We start from the raw sequence: 22,354 nt of genomic DNA, 5'->3' as shown, positions 1-22,354 counted from the left end.
CGAGAGGAGGAGCCGTGACGCTCCTGACCGTCTGGAAAGAGACCGACCCGAGCGCTCCCGTGCTCGAGACCACCGACGAGGGCGAGATCCGTGCGGCACTGGCCGAGCTCGGCGCCCGCTTCTCCCGTTGGGACGTGCACGAGATCGCTTCGGACGCGGTGCTCGACGACGTGCTCGCGCTGTACGCCGACCAGGTCGAGAAGGTCAAGCAGGACGAGGGCTACACGCTCGTCGACATCGTGGGGCTCTCCCCCGCGCAGGAGAACTACGACGAGGTCAAGGTCGCCTCGCGCGAGCGCTTCCTGTCGGAGCACCGCCACGACGACGACGAGGACCGCTTCTTCGCCAAGGGCGCCGGCGTCTTCTACCTGCACGTGAACGAGAAGGTGCACGCCCTGTACTGCGAGGCGGGCGACCTCGTCTCGGTTCCGGCGAACACGACGCACTGGTTCGACATGGGCACGAACCCCGAGTTCGTCAGCATCCGTTTCTTCCACGACGACGACGGCTGGGTCGGCCACTTCACCGGCAACCCCATCGCCGAGTCGTTCGCGACGTTCGACCAGCTGCACGCGCGGCGCGCGCAGCTGGCCTGACGCCGCGTCTTCGCGACAACGCCCCTGCCTCGCGTGATTCCGCGAGGCAGGGGCGTTCTCGTGCGTTTCAGCCGACGCGGCGCAGCGCCAACGCGGCCCACGCGATCGGCGGGAGCGTCACGCGCAGGACGCCGTCTTCGACCCGCGCCCCCTCCAGTGCGCGGGGCTGCACGCGATCGGGGTGCTCGAGGGTGTTGCTCGCGTACGGGTCGTCGTCGCGCAGCACATGCGTCTCGACCAGCTCGACATCACCGAAGCCCGTGACGTCGATCGCGACCTCGACGGGTTCGTGTCGCCCGCGGTGCACGAGGAAGACCGCGGCCTCCCCCGTCTCGGCGTCGTGGGTCGCCACGGCATCCACCGCCGGGACCGTGCCGTGCTTCGCCGTGTCGATCGTGCCCGCCTCGATCTGCACGCGCAGGGCCTCGCCGCGCGCCAGCCGGGACGTGATCGAGAACGGGTAGAACGTCGTCTGCCGCCAGGCGGGTCCGCCGGGCTCCGTCATGATCGGTGCGATCACGTTCACGAGCTGAGCGAGAGACGCGGATGCCACACGGTCGGCGTGCGCGAGCAGCGAGATCATGAGGCTGCCGAAGACCACGGCATCCACCGCCGAATACACGTCCTCGAGTAGGCGCGGAGCAACGGGCCAGTTGTCGATGCCGCTGAGCTGATCGACGTCGTGGAACCGCGTCTGGTACCAGATGTTCCACTCGTCGAACGAGATGTCGATCCTCTTGTCGCTGCCGCGCACCGCCCCGACGTGGTCGGCGGTCGCGACGACGGCCTCGATGAAGCGGCCGGTGTCGACCGACGAGGCGAGGAACGAGTCGATGTCGCCGTCGTGCTCCTGGTAGTACGCGTGGCACGAGATCATGTCGACCTCGTCGTACGTGTGCGTGAGCACGACGCGCTCCCATTCGCCGAAAGTCGGCATCTGCGCGCCCGACGATCCGCACACCACGAGTTCGATGGACGGGTCCAGCTGGCGCATGCCCTTCGCGGTCTGCGCGGCGAGCTTGCCGTAGTCGTCGGCGGAGCGGTGGCCGAGCTGCCAGGGGCCGTCCATCTCGTTGCCGAGGCACCAGACACGCACGTCGAACGGGGCCTCGCGACCGTTGTCGATGCGCTGCTGCGACAGGGCGGTGCCGCCGGGGAGGTTGCTGTACTCGAGCAGGTCGATCGCCTCGAGCGTCCCCCGCGTGCCGAGGTTGACCGCGAGCATCAGCTCGCTGCCGGCCTTCTCGAGCCAGTCGGAGAACTCGTGGAGCCCGACCTCGTTCGTCTCGGTCGAGTGCCACGCGAGATCGAGACGACGCGGGCGCTGCTCGCGCGACCCGACGCTGTCCTCCCAGCGGAAGCCCGAGACGAAGTTGCCGCCGGGGTAGCGGATCATCGACACGCCCAGCTCGCGGACGAGCTCGAGGACGTCGCGACGGAACCCCTGCTCGTCGGCCTCGGGGTGACCGGGTTCGTAGATGCCGTCGTAGACGTGGCGTCCGAGGTGCTCGACGAAGCCGCCGAAGAGGCGGCGCCGCACGGCCCCGATGGGGAAGCGGGGGTCGACGGTCAGGCGGGCGGTGGTCATCATTGCTCCTCCGGTTCCGTCCGACGGTATCCGCCCACGAGCGTTCCGTAAAACGTTTTCGAAACCGGCGGATGGCGGCCCCTTCCCCGGGCGGCGGGCGGGCGGGGCGCGTCAGATGACCTCGGCGCTCCAGGGGTCGGGGCGGCCGAAGCGGAACGCCTCGATCGAGATCGCCTGCTCCCGGAGGAACGGCAGCAGCTCGACGCGGCCGGCCGTGGTGACCTCGCCGGAGTACACCGTCACCGAGGTGTCGCCGCCGATCGCCTCGGCGAGCGCGACGCGCTGCGCCTCCACCGTGGGGGCGGCCCCGATCAGGCGCACGCGCGACGGGCGCGCGGGCGCCGGGACCACCGCATCCGCGACGGGCTCGGCATCCGGGATGCCACCCGCCAGGCGCTGCAGCCACTCCGCGTCGGTCTCGACCGAGACGGGCACGGCGCTCTCCCCGAGCAGATGCCGGACCGCGGCCGGGAGCCCGACCGGCGTGCTGAGGCTGAAGTCCGAGCCCGAGCGCACGGCCGCGACCAGCACGCGGAGCACCGCCTGCCACGGGGCGTCGGCCGTGGCGCGGATGGCGACGTCGGTGGGGCGGTAGCGCAGCAGGTTCCGCTCCAGTCCGACCCGTGCGGCATCCTTCACCCGCCCGAACTCGCGGTCCCAGGCGACGGCGTCGGAAAGCGCTCCCCGACGCAGCCACTCGAACGCGGCGTAGTCGAGCGTGGGCTGCGCCGCTTCGATGAGCGTCGAGATGCGGGTGTCGAGGCCGCGCAGGTGCAGCGTGGTCGATGCGGGTCCCCCGGCCGACGGCCGCCACGATCCGAGAGCGACGAGGCGGTTCGGGCCGCCCGACATCGCGCCCGCACCCACGCCCGACGTTCCCCAGCCACCGAGCGGCTCGCGCTGCACGACGGCGCCGGTGGTGGGCCGGTTGACCCGCAGCACGGCCGCGTCGACGGTGTCGAGCCACAGGTCGAGCTCGGCGGCGTCGCGGGTGTGGAGCCCGGCGACGAACCCGGAACCGACGAGGTTCTGCAGTTCGATCGCACGGCTCAGCGTGGGGGCGTGCAGGATGCCGAGCACCGGAGCCGCCACGGCGGCGCGCGTCAGGTGCGAGCCGGCGTGGACGCCCGTGCGCACACCGGGCGTCCAGAAGCGTCCCGCCGTGTCGGGGCCGAGGTCGAGCTCGCGCGGCTCGACGAGCCAGCGCTCCCCGTCGGCGAGCACGGTGAGGGCGCGGCGCACCTCGCCCTGGGGTTCCTCGACGAGCGGGCCGACGTCGGAGAGCGGGTCGTCGGCGGGGCCCACGCGCAGCGACCCCACGGCATCCTTGAGCTGCTCCAGGAACCGCGTCGAGCGCGCGGCGGCGCCGACGAGGATGACCAACGACGACGCGGTCGCGGCCTGCCCGGCCCGGCAGAAGGCGCCGGCGACGATATCGGCCACGGCACGGTCGAGGTCGGCCGAGGGGGCGACGATCACCGCGTTGCGTCCGGCCGTCAACGCCTGCAGGGGCAGGCTCGGCCGCCACTCGAGGAACCTCTCGGCGGTCGTCCGCGCGCCCGCGAGCAGCACCCGATCCACCCCGGGGTGCACCAGGAGCGCCCGACCGGATGCCTCCTCGTTCAGGTCGACGTAGGCGAAGACGTCGCGCGGGACCCCCGCCGCCCACAGCGCCTCGGCGACCACGGCTCCGGCTCGCCGCGCGCGCGGCGACGGCGTCAGGACGACGCCGGAGCCGGCGGCGAGCGCCGCGAGGGTCTCGGCGGCGCACAGGCCGACCGAGGAATTCCAGCGCGGAGCGACGACGGTGACCCGGTCGGGGACGAACACCGCGCCGGCGACACGGTCGAGCTCCTTCGCGGTCAGGGCGTAGTACGCGGCGGCGTCGATGGCTTCGTCGACCTCGGCGTCGGCTTCGGCGAACAGCGCGCGGGCCTCCGAGGCCAGCACCTCGACCAGCTCCGCGCGGCGTTCGGCGAGCGCGCGGGATGCCGCGTCGATCACGGCGGCGCGGTCGGTGGCGGCGCGGGCCCCCCACCCGGCGGCGGCGTCGCGGACCCGCGAGATCACGGCGTCCAGACCCGCTTCGTCGTCGATGCGGCCGGCGGCGGCCGTGGCGTCTCCCGCGGTGGAGGCGCCGACCGCGGCGAGGACGTCGTGGACCCAGGCACGGTCCGCGGCGACGGCGGGATCGGCGGCGGGGGTGTTGCGGAAGCCGGGGGCGGCGCCGGAGAGCTCGGCGGTCTCGCGGACCGAGAACACGGCGGTGTCGACGAACGCCTGTCCGCCGAACAGCATCTGCTGGACGTCGGGTCCGAGCGCCTGCGTATCCCCGGGGGCGGCGTCGCGGGCGATCCCCAGCACGGCCTGCGTCAGGCCCGGCTCCTCGACGTCGGCGGCGGCCGGCTCGCGCAGGATCGGTGGTGTCGGGACGGTTCCGCGCTGCGGCTCCCGCGGCGGGGCGGGCGCCGGCTCGGGCGTCGCGAGGGCCGCCGCCACCCGGTCCTCGACGTCCTCGCCGTCGGGCGCCCGTCGCCCCGCCGCCGCGGCGGCGAGGGGCGCCACCACGGCATCGGCGTCGTCGGGGTGCACGACCGGCGCGAGCACGATGTGCGCCCCCTCCACGCTCCACGCGACGCCGAGGGGCAGGGCGAGGTCGATCGGAACGTCGGCGGCGTGGGCCAGGGTCCGCACGATCGCCGCGCGGACCGGGTCGCCGGTCGCGAAGTCGACGCGCACCCCTTCGGCGGCGCGGCGGCCGAGGGCCTCGCGCACGGCGACGACGGCGAGCGCGTCGAGATCGGCGGTCGCGGTGGCCGCGGGGGCACGCCAGCCGTGACGCGCCGCGCGGAGCGCGTCGTCGGTGGTCGGGATCGCGTCGTCGAGGCGCACCGCGAGCGGTGCACCGCCGTCGTCGACCCGCAGGCGCGCCCACGCGGCGAGTTCCCGCAGGACGCTGAGCGTTTCGGGCACGGCGATCGGCAGGGAGATGCCGGCGTCGGCGGCGCGCAGACCCGGCTCCTCGAGCACGCGGGTGAGGACCGCGACGGTGAGGTCGAGGTCGTCGCGGCCCTCGGCGACGAGCGTGACGCGGGTCGCCGCACCGACGGCATCCCGGAACAAGGGCAGCAGCCGCTCCGCGGCGTGCTCGACATCCGCGGCGAAGGCCCACCGCGAGAGGCCGGTGACCACTTCGCGCACGGCGACCGAGACCCGGGTGACGTCGTCGCGGGCGACGAGGGCGCGGATGCCGTCGAGCCGGTGCCGTGCGGCCGTCTCGCCGCGGACGTCCGGTGCCGTGAGCCGCAGGTCGGCGACGGCGTCGGAGCCGAGCGAGGCGAGGGCTGTGCCGAGGCGATCGGTGCGCGCGTCGAGGGACAGCGACGAGAGGGCTTCGGAGAGGACACGGCGCGCGAGCGGCACCGCCGGGGTCGGCAGGACGGGGGCGATCGCCCCGCCCAGGTGGACGGCGCCGCGCACCCGCCACGGCAGCGCCGCGGGGGCATCGCCGGCCAGTCGATGCAGGGCGGCCGCGGGAGCCGACGTCCCCTCCGGTCGCAGGATGTCGTCGGCGGCGCGCGCGAGGAACGCCGCGACCTCGGCGGAGGCCGGCGGCGACGGGAGCGTCGGGGCGTCGGCGGTGAAGGTCGCGGCCAGGGCCGTGGCACGCTCGACCGCGTCGGCGGAGAGCAGGGAACCGTGCGCGTGCGGGTCGTTCTCGCTCATGCTCCACAGCCTAGGCACCGCCCCCGCGCGCCCCGGGCGGCCCCGCCGCGCGACCGCGAATCCACACGGGAAGGACCCCGCCGCCACAGCGACGAGGTCCTTCCCGATCGGACGCGTCAGTCCTGACGGATGCGACGGCGCCGACGGATCGCGACCCCCGCGACGAGCGCGAGCAGACCGAGCACGAGCGCGGCGATCGAGACCGTCCCGCCGGTGACGGCGAGCGGCGTGCTCGCGGCCGGCGTCTGTCCGTTCCTCGTCGGCGGCGTGGTGCCGGGCGTCGCCGCGGCGCGGATCTCGACCGGGACCGACGCCTGCGCGTCGCCGACGATCGCGACCAGCTCGTGCATCCCCGCGGTGACATCGGCCGGCAGCGTTACGGTGACGCGGAACGTCCCGTCGCCGTCGGTGCGCAGAGCGCCGAGGTCGATCGGGGTCGAGTGCAGCTCGAGCCGACCGTCGGCGTCCGTGGGCCAGCCGGTGCCCGTGACGGTGATCGAACCACCGGCGACCAGGTCGCCCGACACCGACAGCGTCGGGTCGCCCGCGGTGGCACCGACCGAGGCCGAGCCGACCCCACCGATGTTGCCGGCCACGTCGACCGCGCGGTACGAGACGGTGACGGACCCCGCCGGGGCGGTCACGACGGCCTCAGCGCCGGACACGGCGGTCCAACTCCCCGAGTCGCCCAGGCGGTACTCGATGCGGTCCACTCCCGAGGCGGCGTCGGCGGCGGTGAGGCGCACCGTACGGGCCGTGGCATCCACGACGCTCGTCACCGTCGGGGCGGCACGGTCGACCCGGACCGTCGCCGGAACGGATGCCGACACGTTGCCGGTCGCGTCCGTGGCACGGAACGCAAGGTTCGCCGTGCCGTCGGCCGGGGTGACCGCGCCGCTGTACGCGGCCCACGTCGTGCCGCCGTCGGTGCTGACCTCGATCCGCGGTGCGGCGTCGACGTCGTCGGTCGCGGTCGCGGTGACCGCGACGGGAGACACGAACCAGCCGTTCGCGCCGTCGGGCGCGGCGGGCGAGGTCGCGACCGTCACGGCCGGCGCCTGCGTGTCGGGCGTCCGGGTGTGCATCCGCAGGAACGTCACCGAGTACGGGGCGAAGGTGCGCGTGAAGCTCCCGCTCACCGTCACCTCGGACGTCTTCGGCGCCACCGGTGTGGCATCCGCGGTGTTCACCGCGCCCGGGGCGGCGGCGAGCACGGTCATCTGCGCGTCCGGCAGCACCGTCAGACCGCCGAGGTCGACCTTCGTGACGGCCTCCTTGGCCTGCGCGTTGACGACCTTGAGGATGACGTCACCGGTCGCCTCGTCCTTCGTCATCACCTGGGCGAAGGGCTCGACCGCGGTGTTCGTGAAGTGGCCGGCCTGCTGCCCGTCGACGAACAGCGTCACCTCGGGGCCGCGCACCTGGATGCGCAGGTCGTAGGTGCGACCGGTCTCGACGCGCGGCGTCCCGGTGTCGGTGACGATCGACTTCGCCCCGCCCACGGCCTTCTCGACGACGCTGCGGGTGTTGCCCCAGCCGCCGAGGTTCCACCACAGGTAGTCGGCCGATCCCTGCACGCCGAAGCCCACGAGGAAGCCCTCGGCGCCGGCGAGCTTGGTGGCCTTCAGCGACACGTCGTAGTCGGTCGCGTCGATCGCCGGCCCCGCGACGAGGGTGTTGTTCGCCGTCGTCGACGACTGCACGTAGCTGCCGTCGGCCGCCGACCACGATCCCGCGTTCGCGAGCTTCGTCCACCCGTCGTCGTTCTTGTCGGAGAAGTCGTCCGCGAAGAGCGTCTTCCCGTCCGGGTCGGTGACCTTCACGTCGTCGTAGCGCGCCGACGTGCTCCAGGTCGACAGCCCGACCGATCCGGCGAGACCCGTGGATGCCAGATCTCCGTCGGCCGTGGTGGGCACGACGCGGTCGCCCGTGTGGGTCATGAACAGCTTCTGCACCTCGTAGCTCGCCGAGCCCCACACCTGGTCGCGGTCGAACCAGATCAGGTCGGGCCGCCACTGCGTGCTGCTCTGGTCCGCAAGGAGCGGCGCGTAGGACGCCATCTTCACGACGTCGGCGTTGCGCTCGAGGCCGGTCATGTAGGCCGCCTCCGACAGCGCGTTGAAGAACCGGTTGTCGCGCGAGGCGTACTCGCCGATCCACACCTTCGGGCCGTTCCGGTCGTAGGAGTCGTACCGGAGGTTGTGCGAGAGGAACCACGAGGGGTCGCGGTAGTAGTGCTCGTCGACCATGTCGACGTTCTCTGCCCGGTTCTGCGCCCAGTGCTTCTCGAAGTTCGCGCCCTCGGCATCCGGACCCGAGTTGCTGATCAGGATCATGTCGGGGTACTTCGCCGTGATGGCATCCCGGAACTTCACGAAGTTCGCCATGAACGCCTCGGGGTAGTTCTCCTCGTTGCCGATCTCGATGCGGTCGAGACCGAACGGGGCGGGGTGGCCCATGTCGGCGCGGAGCTTGCCCCACGTCGTGTCGACGCCGCCGTTGGCGAATTCGATGAGGTCGAGCGTGTCCTGGATGTGGCGCTGGAGCAGCGCGGGGTCGGTCTGCTGGAGACCCTGTCCGCAGCCGTTGAGGAGCGCCGGCACGTCGGGCACGGGCTTGGCGCCGATGTCCTCGGCGAACTGGAAGTACTCGTAGTACCCCAGGCCCAGCGACTGGTTGTAGCCCCAGAAGTTGGCGTTGGTCGCGCGGGTCTCGACGGGTCCGACGCTGTCCTTCCACTGGTACGACCGGGCACGCTGGTAGCCGGATGCCGCGGAGTAGTCCTCGTGGCTGTTGACGTTCACGATGCAGCCGCCGGGGAAACGCACGAACTTCGGGTGCAGGTCGGCGATCTTCTGCGCGATGTCCTTGCGGAGGCCGTTCACGCGGCCCATGAAGGTGTCGCGGGGGAAGAGCGACACCTCGTCGAGCCTCAGGGTGGCCGCGCCGCCGGCCTGCACGAGCAGACGGGCACTGTCGGTCGTCGCGGTCGCCGTCACGGTGCCGGTGTACTTCACCCACCCGTCGCCCGCCACCGTGGCCGTGAGGGCATCGGAGAGCGCCGTGCCGTCGGCCGAACGCAGCGCGATCGAGACCGGGGTCCCCGCCGGCGCCGTCGTGCGACCCCAGAACGACACGTCGTACAGCCCGCCCGCGGTGAGCGCGATGCCGGTGTCGAAGCCCGCGTTCTCGACGCCGAACGTGCCGGCCCCGGAGCTGTTCAGGTCGAGCTGCAGGTACGTGCGGTTGCGGTCGTTCATGCGCGACGCGTCATTGACCGGCTTCGCCGTGCCCTTTCCGCCGCCGACGCCGACGGGCGTCCATGCGGTCATGCCCGTGAAGTCGCGGTTGTCGACGGGGAGGAACTCGAACGACCGGTTGCGCACGAGTTCGGCGTAGAGCCCGCCGTCCGCGGCGTTGTTGATGTCCTCGAAGAACACGCCGTACATCTCGTCCGCGATCTCGGCGCCGTCCTTCGACGGGTCGGCGGTGATCGAGTAGTCCGCGGTCTCGTCGGTCGGGTACGCGGCGTTCAGGCGCTGCTGCTCGGCGACGCTGATCGGCAGGACCGTCCCGTGGCGGGGGCGGCTCGGGAGCTCGGCATCCGGGACCGAGGTCCAGTTCCCCGACGCGATGTCGCGGGTCTCGAACATCATGTAGCCCTGGCCGCCGTGGTAGCTCGGCTGGTCGATGAGCATGTACCAGTGGCCGGCCTCGGCGTTGTCGGCGAACACCGTCGGGCCCTCGCCGTTGGTGAACGTGCCGCCCCAGGGGTTCGGCTGACCGACGCCGATCTGCTCCTTCACGAGCTGCCACCCCGAGGTGGAGCTCGTCGTGGGGAGCGAACCGGTCACGGTCGCGGTGAGGTCGGTGGAGCGCTCCTGACGGACGGTCATGGACGCCTCGTCCTTGATGAAGCGGTAGTACACGTCGCCGTCGCGCACGACGGTGGCGTCGATCGTGCCCTTGCCCGCACCGCGCTTGACGTCGACCCACGGCTGCGGCTCGCTGAACGTCACGAAGTCGCGGGTGGTGACCATCATCATGCGGTTGTAGCTGTCGGCGGCGCGGCGGCCGTCGGTCGAGGCGCTCGGGTAGAGGTTCGAGGCCCAGTAGACGACGTACTCGCCGCGGTCCGCGTCCCACGTGGCCTCGGGCGCCCAGGTGTTGCCGGCGAGGGCGCTCGACACCGTGATCTGGCGCAGCGGGCTCCAGGTCACGAGGTCGTCGGACTGCCAGACGTTGAGCTTGCGGCTGCCGACCTCCTGCGCACGACCGAAGTCGCCGTTGTAGCGGTCGAACATGTTCAGGTCGGTGGACAGCATGTAGAAGCGGTCGCCGTCAGGAGAGCGCAGCACGAACGGATCGCGGATGCCCTCTTCGCCCTGGTCGGAGGTGAGGACGGGCTTGCCGTCGTTGAGGGTCAGCCAGCTCTTCGGGTCGTTCCCCCGCGACGTCGCGAACGAGATCTCCTCGTCGGTGGTCGTGCTCTCACCGGTGAAGAAGGGGAAGAAGTAGGCGCCCAGTTCCTGCTTCTCCGGGAGCGGCTGCACGACGAGGGAGAAGGTGCGGGCGGTCGAGCTCGAGCCCTTGCCGATGGTCGCGGTGACCTCGACGGTCTTCGCCGGGTCGCCGTGCGCCGGACGCGTCACCTCACCGGTCGCCGTGACGACCGAGGGGTCCGACGACGCCCAGGCGACGGTGGTTCCGTTCGCGCCCGCCGTGGGCAGGCTCACGTTGCCACGCACATCGTCGGCACCGGGGATCGCGAGAGCCGCGGCCGCGGCATCCACGTCCTGCTGGTTCGAGGGCGTGCCCTCGGCGACGAGGGCTTTGACGTCGTCGTCGGTGAGGGCGGAGTCGTAGATCGCGACGTCGCGGACACCGCCCTTCCAGATCCGGTCGGGGTACGACGACTTGCCGATGTACGCAACGAGTCCCGTGCCGAAGTCGGCGACGGTCCGGGTGGATGCCACGGTGCCGAGCTTCGTGCCGTCGAGGTACGCGGTGATCGAGGTCGGGGTGATGACCGTCGTGTACAGCGCCCACGCGTCGGTCGCGGCGGGACCGACGACACCGCGGGCGCCGTCGGTCGGCGAGATTCCGCGCTCAAGGGTCCACGGCTGCGAGATGCGCGGGCCGTCGGTGAGGACGGACTTCACCCGCCCGGCGGGGTTCGAGGGGTTCAGCAGCCAGTACTGCTGCGGGAGGTTCTCGGTGGTGCCGAAGAACATCGCGGCTTGGTTGCCTGCGCCGGTGCGGTCCTGCAGCCAGGCGGAGACGGTGACCGTGCTGCGGCCGTCGAAGAGCCCGGTGGGCAGTTCGACGTACGCGGCGTTCGACCCCGCCGCGCCGCCGGGGAGCGAGAGCTTGTCGCCGTCGACGGCGAATCCCGCGCCGCGGATCGTCGCGTCGTGACCGTGACCCGAGGCGTCGGGGACCGTCGTCCCCGACGTGGCACCGAAGTCGTACGACGCCAGCGGCGTGGGCAGCGGTGCCGCGGCCGCTCCCATCGCCGGAACGAGCCCGCTCAGGACAACGGCGGCGGCGGCCAGGACGGAACCGGCGCGACGGAGGGTCCTCCCGCGCGCGGACTCGGGGGTTCGGGGGCGTGACAGCACCAAGATCGTCCTCCTCGACGATGGGTGGTCCGGCGGGGGCCGGCCGAGCGAGCTCTAAATGTTAGCGCTCACTTTTGCATCATCTTTGAGGTCGATAAGCGTTGCTGTCAACACTGAATCAGTGTGGTATCGCTCCCAAGTCGGGAATGTGAGGCTTCACACGCGGCTCACCGTGTGACGGGGATGTCGAGCCGTGCCCCTCGGTCGGGTCCTCTTTCGCTACTGTCGATTCGCCCCGACCCTGGAGACCCCATGGCTCAGACCTTCACCGACATGCCCCTCGAGCTCCTCCGCGAGTACCGTCCGGAGCTCGTCGAACCCGACGGCTTGGACGCGTTCTGGACCGACACCCTCGCCGAGGCCCGCGCCGCGGCCCGTCCCGCGACCCTCACCCCGGTCGACGGTCCCGTTCGGGCGTTGTCGGTGCAGGACCTCCGGTTCAGCGGGTATGCCGGCGACGAGATCCGCGGTTGGGTCGTTCGGCCGCACGGCGACGAAACGCTCCCGGCGGTCGTCGAGTTCATCGGGTACGGCGGCGGCCGCGGCCTCCCCGGCGACAAGATCGCATGGGCCGCCGCCGGATACGTCCACGTCATCATGGACACCCGCGGCCAGGGCTCGGGCTGGAGCATCGGCGACACCCCCGACCCCCACGGATCCACCGCGGCCTACCCCGGCGTCATGACCCGCGGCATCCACGATCCGCGCGAGTACTACTACCGCCGGCTCTACACCGACGCCGCGCGACTGGTCGAGGTGGTCCGCGAGCTTCCCGGAGTGGATGCCACGCGCATCGCCGTCACCGGAGGGAGCCAGGGCGGCGCGCTGGCGATCGCCGCGGCGGCGCTGTCGGGCGACGCGGTGGCCGCGCTCCTGCCGGACGTGCCGTTCCTGTGCGACATCCCGAACGCCATCGTCCGCACCCCCTCGCCGCCGTTCACCGAGATCACGCGGTGGCTCTCGATCCACCGCGACGACACCGCCGCGGCGCTGCACACCCTGTCGCACATCGACGGCGCGATCCTCGCCCGACGGATCCAGGTGCCGGCGTTCTTCTCGGTCGCGCTGATGGACGACATCGTGCTGCCGTCGGGGGTGTTCGCGGCGTTCCACGCGCTGGCATCCGAGGATGCCGCGATCGAGGTCTACCCGTACAACGGACACGAGGGCGGCGGCTCGCGGCACTGGGCCCGTCAGGTGGCGTGGCTCGACGCGCGTTTCGGCGTCGCGGACGGCGCGTGAGTCGCTGAGAGAAGGCTCAACGCCAGTCGCTGGGCGCAGGCCGCTTCGTCGAGGGCAGCGCCGAGGCTGCGGCCCACTCGTGCACCCACGGCTCGACGTCGGGAACACCCTCGGGGCGCCCGACCGCGGCGAACAGCTCCTCGTGCGGCACGGTTCCGCCGGAGCGTCGGAGGATGCGGGCACGGATGATCGCCCGCGCGAAGATCTCGCCGTCGACGACCGCCCGGTGTTCGAGGTAGACCGCGCGGTCGTCGTGTCCGAGCAGACGCGTCTCGAGCTCGAACCGCTGCCACAGCTCGAGCGACCGGCGGAAGGTGATGGTCTCGGCGGCGACCACGGCGTACCAGCCGTGCGCGGTCATCGCGCCGGCGAGTCCGGTCCGCGTCAGCAGATCCCACCGCCCCAGGTCGAACAGCGACAGATACCGCCCGTTGTTGAGGTGACGGAGCAGGTCGATGTCGGTGGGCAGCACGCGCAGTCGCATCCGTCCGACCGTGTTCGGGTCCAGAGGGCCCTCACGACGCAGCCGGCGCCGGGCACGGAAGAGGACGAGCAGGGTTCGCCAGAGGACGTTCACGACGGGCGAGCGTAGTGATCTCCCTACGGAGCGGCGATTCCTTTGTCCACTGCCGACAATTCGATCGGGTCGGGCTCGCGCGGCGGATACACCCAGGTGACGAGGACGACCGAGACGATCATCAGCAGGAACCACGACGACAGCTTCGACGCGTCGACCGGATGCCACCCGCCCACCTGCGACGGGTACAGCCACGCCCCGGCGTACGTGGCGATGTTCTCGGCGAGCCAGATGAACACCGCGACACCCGCGAACGCCAGGAGGAGCGGCATCCGGAACGTCCCCCGGAAGAAGCGGAACCGCATCGTCGTGCGGCCCCAGAGGACGATCACCGCCACCACCAGCACCCAGCGGAGGTCGACGATCCAGTGGTGGGTGAAGAAGTTCGCGTAGATCGCGACGGCCACGATCGCGGTGAGCCACCGGCGCGGGTAGCGCGAGAACCGCAGGTCGAACAGGCGATACACGCGCACCATGTAGCTGCCGACCGCGGCGTACATGAAGCCGCTGTACAGCGGGACGCCGCCGATCCGAAGGACTCCGTCGGCGGCGTACATCCAGGAGCCGACATCGGTCTTGAACAGCTCCATGACCGTGCCGACGATGTGGAACAGCACGACCACCCGCAGTTCGCGCAGCGTCTCGAGTCGCCCGAGCACCATCACGACCTGGATCACGACCGCGGCGATCGTCAGCGCATCGTTGCGGGCGAGCACGGCGTCGTCGGGGTACCAGAGCTTCGCGGCGACCACGACCGCGAGGAACGTCGCCCCGAACACGCACGCCCACGCCTGCTTCAGCACGAACACGGCGAACTCGACCAGCCGCGCCCGGGCACCGGAGCGGCGTGCGGAGCGCAGCAGCCGGTTCGCGAACGCGTCGATGCGCGCCTCGACCGACGTGAGGGCAGGACGCGCGATCATGCCGGGGATCGTGGCACGCGAGTCTGGCAGGATCCCGGGCTCCTAGCGCATCGCGGGGTCGTCTGCGTTCGATTTCCGGGTGGCGGAAGGGCCGCGTAGAGTCACGCCATGACTGCGGAAACCCGAGCCGACATCGTCGTCCGTCCGGTACGCGATGTGGATGCCGAGGCCCTCGGCCGCGTGCACGCCACGTGCTGGCACGAGACGTACGACCACCTGATCAGCACGGCCGCCCTCGAGGCCGTCTCCCCCAAGCGCATGGCCGAGCTGTGGACCCACTGGGCCGCCCAGGGCGAGGACTACCGCATGCGCGCGGCCCTCGTCGACGGCGAGATCGTCGGCTTCGTCGGCTCGGGCCCGGCCCGCGAAGACGACGCCCCGCGGGCGCGCGAGCTGTACTTCATCTACCTGCTCGACCAGTTCCACGGGACCGGCATCGGCCAGCAGCTCTTCGACGCCGCCGTCGACGAGGGAGAAGAGCTGTACCTATGGGTCGCGGAGGACAACCCCCGCGCGCACCGCTTCTACGCGCGCAACGGTTTCACGCTCGACGGCGCCTCACACGTGGAGCCCTTCCTCGGTGAGGAGCTCACCGAGGTGCGCTTCGTCCGCTGACGTGCTGCAGATCTGGGCCCTCACCGGTATCGGTGAGATCGCGCCGGGCACCGACCTGGTCGAGGTGATCCGGGATGCCGCGCGCGACTCGCTCCGTGACGGCGACATCGTCGTGGTCACCAGCAAGATCGTGTCGAAGGCCGAGGGGCGCATCCTGCACGCCGACGACCGCGAGGACGCGATCACCCGCGAAACGGTGCGGCTCGTGGCATCCCGCACCTCTCCCGCCGGTCACGTGACGCGCATCGTCGAGAACCGTCTCGGCATCGTGTCGGCCGCGGCCGGGGTCGACGCCAGCAACACCCCCGAGGGCACCGTGCTGCTACTGCCCGAAGATCCCGATGCGTCGGCCCGCGAACTCGCCGCGGGGCTGCGGGTGGCCACGGGCGCGCACGTGGGCGTCCTCATCACCGATACGCTGGGCCGCGCCTGGCGCGAGGGTCAGACCGACCACGCGATCGGCGCCGCGGGGGTGCAGGTGTTCGAGGACCTCCGAGGGACGACGGATGCCGAGGGTCGCCCCCTCGTCGTGACGCTGCCGTGCGTCGCCGACGAACTCGCCGCGGCGTGCGATCTGGTCAAGGGGAAGGCCGCGCGCCTGCCGGTCGCCGTGGTGCGCGGCCGTGGCGACCTGGTCGGCGACCTCGATCTCCCCGGCGCCCGCTCGATCGTGCGCCCCGCGGAGCGCGACATGTTCGCCCTGGGTTCCGACGAGGCGTACGCGGCGGGCTTCGCCGCGGGGCGTGCCGCGGCCGTCGACTGAGCCGCGAACTGAGCAGGCGCTCTGTTTGGACGCCCCCCTAGCGGTGTCAGTCCCACTTCTGTCGGCGCATGTCCCACTTCTGGCTGCCGCAGAACCCGCCGAGCAGCAACAAGTGGGACGAGGTTGAGTGACGCACCGAGCGGTCAGCGGACGCCGCGGGCGGCGAGCGCCTCGCCGAGCTGGTCGGCGTGACGGAGCGACAGCACGACGAACGGGATGATCCCCGCGCGCAGCGACGGACGCGCGCCGCGGGCGCGCTGCGCCTCGCGCACCTCGGCGGCTAATCGCGCGAGGACCGGGATCGTCGTGATCGTGACCGCCAAGAGGAGTGCGGCGCGCTCGGCATCCACCCCGATCCTCCGCAGCGGACCGAGGCCGCGCTCGAGCGCGTCGAGCATGTCGTCGACGCGGGTGGTGAGCGGCAGGAGTGCGGCGACGAGCAGCGCCGCCGCGACGCGCGCCGTGTTGGCCAGAGCGGGTTCGGGGCCGAGGAAGATCAGCTGGCCGATCATGGTGATCGCGAGGATCCAGCGCAGACCCCACACCTGCCGCCCCAGCTCGCGCACGCCGATTCCCGACACGACGTAGGCGAGGAGGACGGCGAGGGCGCACACGGCAGCCACCCACGCGGCCGTGGGCAGGGCCGCCAACGCGACCGCGACGACGGCGAGCAGCAGCATCTTGGGACCCGCCGGCATGCGGTGCAGGATCCCGTCACCGGGGCGATACAGGCTCAGCACCGCAGGGCCCGCTCATAGACGTCGATGACCTCGGATGCCACGCCCGCGGCGCTCACGGCACCGTCGGCGAACAGCACGGCGGCGTCGCAGCGTCGCGCGAGGGCGAGGTCGTGCGTCACGAGGAGCAGCGCGTGACCGGTGTCGGCGAGGAGGTGATCCGCGACGCGGCGGGCGTTGCGCGCGTCGAGGTACGCGGTGGGTTCGTCCGCGACGACGAGGTCCGGTTCGCGGACGAACGCCCCGCACAGCGCGAGCAGCTGCTTCTGCCCGCCCGACAGGTCGTGCGCCGGCCGTTCGGCGAGGTCGGTGAGACCGAACCGCGCGAGGGCGCGCGCCACCCGCTCGGCGCGTTCCGCTCTGGGCAGACGCTCGGCGCGCAGCGAGAACCCGACGTCGTCGGCGACCACCGGCATCACGATCTGCGCATCGGGGTTGCTCAGCACCAGGGCGACGCGGCGGCGGAGCTCGGCGGCATCCCGGTCGGGGTCCAGTCCCCGCACGGCGAGGTCTCCGGCATCCCGACGGATGAGCCCGGCGACGACGCGCGCGAACGTGGACTTCCCCGAACCGTTGTCTCCGACGACCGCGATCGTGCGGGCGTCGAGATCGAGGTCGATGCCGCGCAGCACCGCGCGTCCGTCGAGGCGCACGGTCAGGTCGCGGCAGCGCAGCACCGACGTCATCGGACCACCTCGACGAGCGCGGCCACACCCATCCCCCCGCCGATGGATGCCGCGGCGACACCGATCGTGCCGGCCGGCACCTCGCCGCGCACCAGGCGCGAGAACAGGCGCACGACGGCGACGGCGCCGCTGGCTCCCCACGGGTGGCCGAGGGCGAGGGCACCGCCGTCGGCGCACACGCGCGGGTCGTCGTCGGCGAGTCGCAGTCGCGACAGCACGCCGATGCTCTGGGCGGCGAACGCCTCCACGAGCTCGATCGCCGCGACGTCGCGCAGCGACACCCCCGACGCGGCGAGCACGGCCTCGATCGCCGGTGCGGCGCCGATGCCCGGCAGTGCCGGGTCGACGCCGACCACGGCACCGGCGCGGATCGCGAGCCCGGGTCCGGACGCGGCCACAACGACCGCGGCCGCACCGTCGCCGATCCGGGTGGACGTCCCCGCCGTGACCGTGCCGCCGGGGAACAGCGCGGGCAGCCGTTCCCGAACGCCGGCGTGCGGCGAGATCGCGTCGTCGCGTCGCGCGGCACCGACCGCCACGATCTCGGCGTCGAAGCGTCCCGCCGCGACCGCGGCCGCGGCGCGGAGGTGGCTGCGGGCCGCGTGCGCCTCCTGACGCGCGCGGTCGATCCCGTCGTGCGCGGCGAGGTCCTCGGCCGCGCGCAGCATGTCGGGGTCGGCGAACCCGGGCGGGGCGAACGGCGCCCGCGTGTAGGCGACGCCGTCGCGGCGACGCTCGGGTGCCGTGGAGGCGCTCTCGACTCCCCCGGCCACGCGCGGCCTGCCGTCGACGCGGACCGCGGCTGCGGCATCCAGGATCGCCGCGAGGCCGCTCCCGCACTGACGGTCGACGGTGCCGCCCGGAACCGCGGGACCGAGCCCGGCGGCGAGCGCGGCGATGCGCCCGGGGTTCCCGCCCGGTCCGACGCAGTTGCCGAGCACCACGTCGGCGATGCCTCCGGCGTGCGCGAGGCCGGCGTCGGCGACGACCGCGGCCACCACCGCACCCCCGAGCACGCCGACGTCGGCGCCGGCGAGCGCGCGTCCGCGCAGAGCGAGCGGCGTGCGACGGGCGGAGACGATCACGGGGTCAGTCATCGCGGGTCGCCCTCTCGAGCAGCTCGGTCGCGAGACGGGCGGCGTCGGCGCGGGCGGGCTTGCCCGACGACGTCCGCGGGAGCGTGCCCACCACCCAGCGACGCGGCCGGTGCGCGGGGCCGAGCAGGCGCGCGGCGGCTTCGCGCACGGGCTCGGGAACGGCACCGCCCACGGACGCGCCCTGGCCGGGTACGCCGTCGAGTTCGACGAACGCGGCGACGAGGGCGCCGACACGGGGGCGTGGCATCCCGAACACGACCGCGTCGCGCACACCGGGGATCGATCGCAGCGCCCGCTCCACCTCGTCGGGGATCACCGTCGCCGACGCCGTGAGGATCGCGTCGTCGGCACGCCCGCACAGCACGAGGCGTCCGTCGCGCAACTCGCCGCGGTCGCCGACGCTCGCCCACGCACCGTCACGTCGCAGGGGTCCGCCGGCACCCAGGTAACCGGATGCCAGGAACGCCGACCGCACCCACACCTCTCCGCCGCGCACCTCGATGTCGACGCCGGGGAACGCGCGCAGTCCGTCTCCGTGGTCGACCGCGACGAACGAGAGCTCGGCCGCTCCGTAGTAGGACACGACACGGATGCCGGCGGCCTCGGCGCGAGCACGCAGGCCGGGGTCGAGCGCCGATCCGCCCACCAGCGCGGCGCGCAGCGACTCGGGGGCTCCGCGCTCGAGCAGTGCGCGCAACGCCTCGGGGGTGCCGTGGAAGCACGTGGCATCCGAGAGGTCCGCGCGCGCGGGTCGCGGGCCGCCCGCGAGGGCGTGGGCGAGCGAGAACAGCGTGATCGACGCGGCGGGCGGGGCGGGGAGGGCGATCACGTCGTCGGGGCCGGCGCCGAGCAGCGTCGCCACCGCGGCGAACGACCTCGCCCACGAGTCGGCGGTGCGCAGCACGATCCGCGGGGCTCCGCTGCTGCCCGAGGTGAGCGCCGCCCACGCGGTGTCATCGGGCACCTCGGCCCCCTCGACCGCCCGCTCGACGGCGGCGGACTGCTCGGCCGACCACCGCGGCTCGGTCACGAGCGGCACCGCACCGGCGGTCCGCAGCTCGGCGAGGCGGGCGAGCAGGTCGGGCCGGCCGCCGTCGACGACCGTGATCACGCGGCGACGGTGGCCGGTTCCGGGGTGGTCGCGCGCCACTGACGGCGGAGGCCGCGCGGATACGCCCGCACCAGCAGCGTCACGACGACCGTCGCGATGGCCGCCTTGATCAGATCGCCGGGCAGGAACAGGCTGCTCGTCAGCGCGGTCTCGGCGAGGGGCAGACGGGTCACGAGGCTCTGGACCGGGATGCCGAGAGCGTAGATCGCCACGATCCCTCCGGCGACCATCGCGATCGCGGTGCGCCACCAGACCGGGCGGCGGCCTCCGGCGTGCACGATGAGCCCGACGACGATCGCGCCGAGGATCCAGCCGAGCGCGTAGCCCGCGGACGGACCGAGGAACACCGCGAAGCCGCCGCGCCCACCGGCCAGCAGCGGCAGTCCGACGGCGACGAGCGCGAGCAGGACCGTCACCGACAGCGCGCCGAGCCACGGTCCGAGGACCGCGCCCGCGAGCATGACGCCCAACGTCTGGAGCGTGATCGGCACGCCCCCGGCGAGGGACAGGCTGCCGGGAAGCCCGAGGACCGCGATGAGCGCGGCGAAGACGGCCACGCGCGCGAGGTCGGTGGCATCCGGGGTGCGAGAGGTCATGACGTTCCTTACCTGAACAGCGTTCACCTGAACGGTGTTCACTATAGTCAGATCCGTGACTCCCTCCGGACGCAGCCGCGGCCACTCCACCGACGACGTCGCGCGCACGGCCCTGCGCATCCTCGACGACGACGGCCTCGCCGACCTCACGATGCGTCGGCTCGCGACCCGGCTCGACGTGCAGCCGAGCGCGTTGTACTGGCACTTCCCGAACAAGCAGTCGCTGCTCGCAGAGTTGTCGGACCGGATCGTCGGGCAGGCGGCATCCCTCCTCCGCGGATCGGGCGTGGTCGCCGAGGCCCGCGCGCTGCGCGACGCCCTGCTCGCCTACCGCGACGGTGCCGAGGTGGTCTCCAGCACCCTCGCGCTCGGCCTCGGCTCGTCCACCGCGCTCGACCGGCTCACGGACGCCGTCGCCGCCGAGGGCTTCCCGTCGGATGTCGCGTCCCGCGCCGCGACGACCCTGCTGCACTTCGTGCTCGGCCACGTCTGGCACGAGCAGCAGCGGCTGCAGTACGACAGCGTCGGCGTCGTCGCCCCCGGTGCGGGCCACGTCCCCGACGCCGACTTCGCCTTCGGCGTCGACCTCATCCACCGCGGCCTGCACGCCGCGGCCGGGGCCCGGCCGGCAGAGGCACCGCATCCCCGCGGCGTGTGACCCCAGAACCGCCCCGCCGCCGAACCGTCCTGCGGAGTCCATCCACGACACGCCGCCCCACGACGTCCCCCACCGGCGCGCCGCCCACGAACTCCGCCACACGGCACACCCCCCACCGGCGCAGACCACACGGCACACGCCCGCCGCGCACACGCCCCGTCGCCCCGACGGCGGCACACGGCCGTCAGCGCTGCTTCACGTCGCCGAACAGGCGCGCCAGCGGGATCAGCAGCGTGGGGCGCGCGGCGATCCAGGCCGCGGCCATCACCAGCAGGGATGCCGCGAACAGCAGCAGCCCGGTCGGGTCGGTGCCGAAGGCGTCGGGGTCGACGGCTCCGCGAGCGGCGTACATGTGGTTCAGGTTGCGGAGGGCTCCCGTGGCGAGGACGAGGAACACGTGCACCGCGATGAACACGACGAAGAACAGCATCACGGGGTAGTGGATGCGACGCGCCCACTCCGCCGACACGACCCGGTTCAGACGGGGGGCGTCCTTCGGCCAAACCCCCGACAGCCGCACGCCCGTGGCGATGGCCAGCGGCGCCGCGACGAAGGTGATCGCGAAGTACGAGAGCTGTTGCAGGGCGTTGTAGTTCACCCAGCCGTTCTCGGTCGGCCAGTCCAGCGCCGCGTACTGCAGCGCGGCGGACACCGCGTTCGGGAAGACGTCCCACGACGTGGGCACGACCCGCATCCACTGCCCGGTCGCGAACAGCAGCACGATGTAGACCACGCCGTTGGCGATCCACAGCACGTCGATCGCCTGATGGAACCAGAGCGCCAGGCTGATGCGGCGCCGCTTGTTCCCCCGCGGCGACCAGAAGGCATCCGGTCGCTTCTGCCGACGGAACTGAAGGCCCGAGCGGATGACGAGCAGCAGGAACAGGCTGTTGAGGAAGTGCTGCCAACCGAGCCACGCGGGGATGCCGACGGGCGCCGCCGCGGGGAGCTCGTACGAGCCCGGGTAGACGTCGATGAACGCCCGGACGGGCCCGAGCGACACGAGCACCCGCGCGATCAGCACGACGAAGACGGCGACGACCAGCGCCGCGGCGCCCAGCAGCAGCACCGATCCGATCCACTGCGCGGGCGTGAGCGCGCCGAAGACGCGCGACGGCCCGCGCTGCGGGGTGCGGGATGTGGACGCCATCTACTTCTTCGGGCCGGAGTGAGGACTGACCTCCCGACGATACCGAAACCGGCTGTCCTTCGACCGCGCGCACGACGCGCTTGGTCGCCGCCCCGCGGGATGGTAGGCCGGTACGGTGAGGCGGAAGGAGGACGGATGCCGAGACGCCTACCGGTCGACCCGATCGCCGAAGCCAAGCGCCAGTGGATCGCGCACGGCTGGGACGACGCCGCCGACGGCATGACCGTGGTGACATCGGTGATTCGCGCGCACCAACTGCTGACGGCATCCATCGAGCGCGCACTCAAGCCGCTCGACCTGTCGTTCTCGCGCTTCGAGATGCTGCGGCTGCTCGCGTTCACACGCGAGGGTCGGATGCCGATGGCCAGCGCGATCGCACGCCTGCAGGTGCACCCCACCAGCGTCACGAACACGGTGGAACGTCTCGCCCGCGACGGCCTGCTGACGCGCGAGGCCCACCCGAGCGACGGGCGTGCGGCTCTTCTGGTCCTCACGGATGCCGGCCGTCAGCGCGTCGACGACGCGACGGAGGCGTTGAGCACCGTCTTCCGCGACCCGGGTCTCGCCCCCGAGGACGCGACCGAACTCGTGCGGATCATCGCCCGGTTCCGGAAGTCGGCGGGCGATTTCGCCGACCCGACGCCCGTGCCCGACCCGCTGTAGCGCGG

The 22,354-nt window shown here is 72.5% G+C and carries 17 protein-coding genes; 6 read left to right on the top strand and 11 right to left on the bottom strand.

Annotated elements, in window-relative coordinates; genetic code table 11:
- Positions 1 to 14: 14 nt before the first annotated feature.
- Positions 15 to 596, top strand: coding sequence for a 1,2-dihydroxy-3-keto-5-methylthiopentene dioxygenase (locus BW982_RS11950; RefSeq protein WP_076493428.1), 582 nt, complete (start codon positions 15 to 17; stop codon positions 594 to 596).
- A 67-nt stretch (positions 597 to 663) separates the two neighbouring features.
- Here BW982_RS11950 and BW982_RS11945 read toward each other — a convergent pair whose 3' ends face one another.
- The 3 genes from BW982_RS11945 to BW982_RS11935 form a co-directional block, all read right to left on the bottom strand.
- Positions 664 to 2,184 carry an arabinosylfuranosidase ArfA gene (locus tag BW982_RS11945; RefSeq protein WP_076493746.1) on the bottom strand — a complete coding sequence of 507 codons (1,521 nt, stop codon included), beginning with the start codon at positions 2,182 to 2,184 and terminating at the stop codon, positions 664 to 666.
- 111 nt (positions 2,185 to 2,295) lie between these two features.
- The gene (locus BW982_RS11940; protein ID WP_076493426.1) at positions 2,296 to 5,910 is read right to left on the bottom strand and encodes a proline dehydrogenase family protein; all 3,615 of its coding nucleotides are present in this window, start codon (positions 5,908 to 5,910) and stop codon (positions 2,296 to 2,298) included.
- Between the two features lie 116 nt (positions 5,911 to 6,026).
- Positions 6,027 to 11,531, bottom strand: a complete 5,505-nt coding sequence (locus tag BW982_RS11935; protein ID WP_076493424.1) for an alpha-L-arabinofuranosidase C-terminal domain-containing protein — start codon at positions 11,529 to 11,531, stop codon at positions 6,027 to 6,029.
- A 252-nt stretch (positions 11,532 to 11,783) separates the two neighbouring features.
- On the opposite strand from BW982_RS11935, the gene BW982_RS11930 reads away from it, so the two are divergent.
- Positions 11,784 to 12,773: an acetylxylan esterase gene (locus BW982_RS11930; RefSeq protein WP_076493423.1), complete on the top strand. Its 990-nt coding sequence runs from the start codon at positions 11,784 to 11,786 to the stop codon at positions 12,771 to 12,773.
- 16 nt (positions 12,774 to 12,789) lie between these two features.
- On the opposite strand, the gene BW982_RS11925 is transcribed toward BW982_RS11930, so the two are convergent.
- The gene (locus tag BW982_RS11925; protein ID WP_076493421.1) at positions 12,790 to 13,350 is read right to left on the bottom strand and encodes an acyl-CoA thioesterase; all 561 of its coding nucleotides are present in this window, start codon (positions 13,348 to 13,350) and stop codon (positions 12,790 to 12,792) included.
- A 23-nt stretch (positions 13,351 to 13,373) separates the two neighbouring features.
- Positions 13,374 to 14,273 carry a DUF817 domain-containing protein gene (locus tag BW982_RS11920; RefSeq protein ID WP_076493417.1) on the bottom strand — a complete coding sequence of 300 codons (900 nt, stop codon included), beginning with the start codon at positions 14,271 to 14,273 and terminating at the stop codon, positions 13,374 to 13,376.
- Positions 14,274 to 14,381: 108 nt separating this feature from the next.
- On the opposite strand from BW982_RS11920, the gene BW982_RS11915 reads away from it, so the two are divergent.
- Positions 14,382 to 14,888, top strand: a complete 507-nt coding sequence (locus tag BW982_RS11915; protein ID WP_076493415.1) for a GNAT family N-acetyltransferase — start codon at positions 14,382 to 14,384, stop codon at positions 14,886 to 14,888.
- Position 14,889: 1 nt separating this feature from the next.
- A complete protein-coding gene (cofE, locus tag BW982_RS11910) occupies positions 14,890 to 15,651 on the top strand; it encodes a coenzyme F420-0:L-glutamate ligase (RefSeq protein ID WP_076493414.1) in 762 nt (253 codons plus the stop codon).
- Positions 15,652 to 15,794: 143 nt separating this feature from the next.
- On the opposite strand, the gene BW982_RS11905 is transcribed toward cofE, so the two are convergent.
- Genes BW982_RS11905 through BW982_RS11885 form a run of 5 tightly spaced genes read right to left on the bottom strand, consistent with a single transcriptional unit; the run spans position 15,795 to position 19,878 of the window.
- Complete coding sequence (locus tag BW982_RS11905; protein WP_076493412.1) at positions 15,795 to 16,391, bottom strand: energy-coupling factor transporter transmembrane component T family protein; 597 nt, start codon at positions 16,389 to 16,391, stop codon at positions 15,795 to 15,797.
- On the bottom strand, positions 16,385 to 17,074 hold the full coding sequence (locus tag BW982_RS11900) for an energy-coupling factor ABC transporter ATP-binding protein (RefSeq protein ID WP_076493410.1): 690 nt from the start codon (positions 17,072 to 17,074) through the stop codon (positions 16,385 to 16,387). The genes BW982_RS11905 and BW982_RS11900 overlap by 7 nt, the downstream gene beginning before the upstream one ends.
- Positions 17,071 to 18,171, bottom strand: coding sequence for a thiolase family protein (locus BW982_RS11895; RefSeq protein ID WP_076493409.1), 1,101 nt, complete (start codon positions 18,169 to 18,171; stop codon positions 17,071 to 17,073). The genes BW982_RS11900 and BW982_RS11895 overlap by 4 nt, the downstream gene beginning before the upstream one ends.
- Complete coding sequence (locus BW982_RS11890; RefSeq protein ID WP_076493744.1) at positions 18,164 to 19,282, bottom strand: class I adenylate-forming enzyme family protein; 1,119 nt, start codon at positions 19,280 to 19,282, stop codon at positions 18,164 to 18,166. The genes BW982_RS11895 and BW982_RS11890 overlap by 8 nt, the downstream gene beginning before the upstream one ends.
- Positions 19,279 to 19,878 (bottom strand): biotin transporter BioY, encoded by a 600-nt coding sequence (locus BW982_RS11885; protein ID WP_076493407.1) that lies wholly within the window; start codon positions 19,876 to 19,878, stop codon positions 19,279 to 19,281. The genes BW982_RS11890 and BW982_RS11885 overlap by 4 nt, the downstream gene beginning before the upstream one ends.
- 55 nt (positions 19,879 to 19,933) lie before the next feature.
- On the opposite strand from BW982_RS11885, the gene BW982_RS11880 reads away from it, so the two are divergent.
- The gene (locus BW982_RS11880) at positions 19,934 to 20,536 is read left to right on the top strand and encodes a TetR/AcrR family transcriptional regulator C-terminal domain-containing protein (RefSeq protein ID WP_076493405.1); all 603 of its coding nucleotides are present in this window, start codon (positions 19,934 to 19,936) and stop codon (positions 20,534 to 20,536) included.
- 184 nt (positions 20,537 to 20,720) lie between these two features.
- On the opposite strand, the gene BW982_RS11875 is transcribed toward BW982_RS11880, so the two are convergent.
- Positions 20,721 to 21,686: a cytochrome b/b6 domain-containing protein gene (locus BW982_RS11875; protein WP_083696661.1), complete on the bottom strand. Its 966-nt coding sequence runs from the start codon at positions 21,684 to 21,686 to the stop codon at positions 20,721 to 20,723.
- 135 nt (positions 21,687 to 21,821) lie between these two features.
- On the opposite strand from BW982_RS11875, the gene BW982_RS11870 reads away from it, so the two are divergent.
- Positions 21,822 to 22,349, top strand: a complete 528-nt coding sequence (locus BW982_RS11870; RefSeq protein WP_076493404.1) for a MarR family winged helix-turn-helix transcriptional regulator — start codon at positions 21,822 to 21,824, stop codon at positions 22,347 to 22,349.
- Positions 22,350 to 22,354: the final 5 nt, after the last annotated feature.

Origin of the sequence: Microbacterium sp. RURRCA19A, from assembly GCF_900156455.1 — a bacterium.
Classification (GTDB): Bacteria; Actinomycetota; Actinomycetes; order Actinomycetales; family Microbacteriaceae; genus Microbacterium.
Note: the sequence above shows the minus strand (reverse complement) of the source record. Positions and strands in the feature narration are given on the sequence as shown.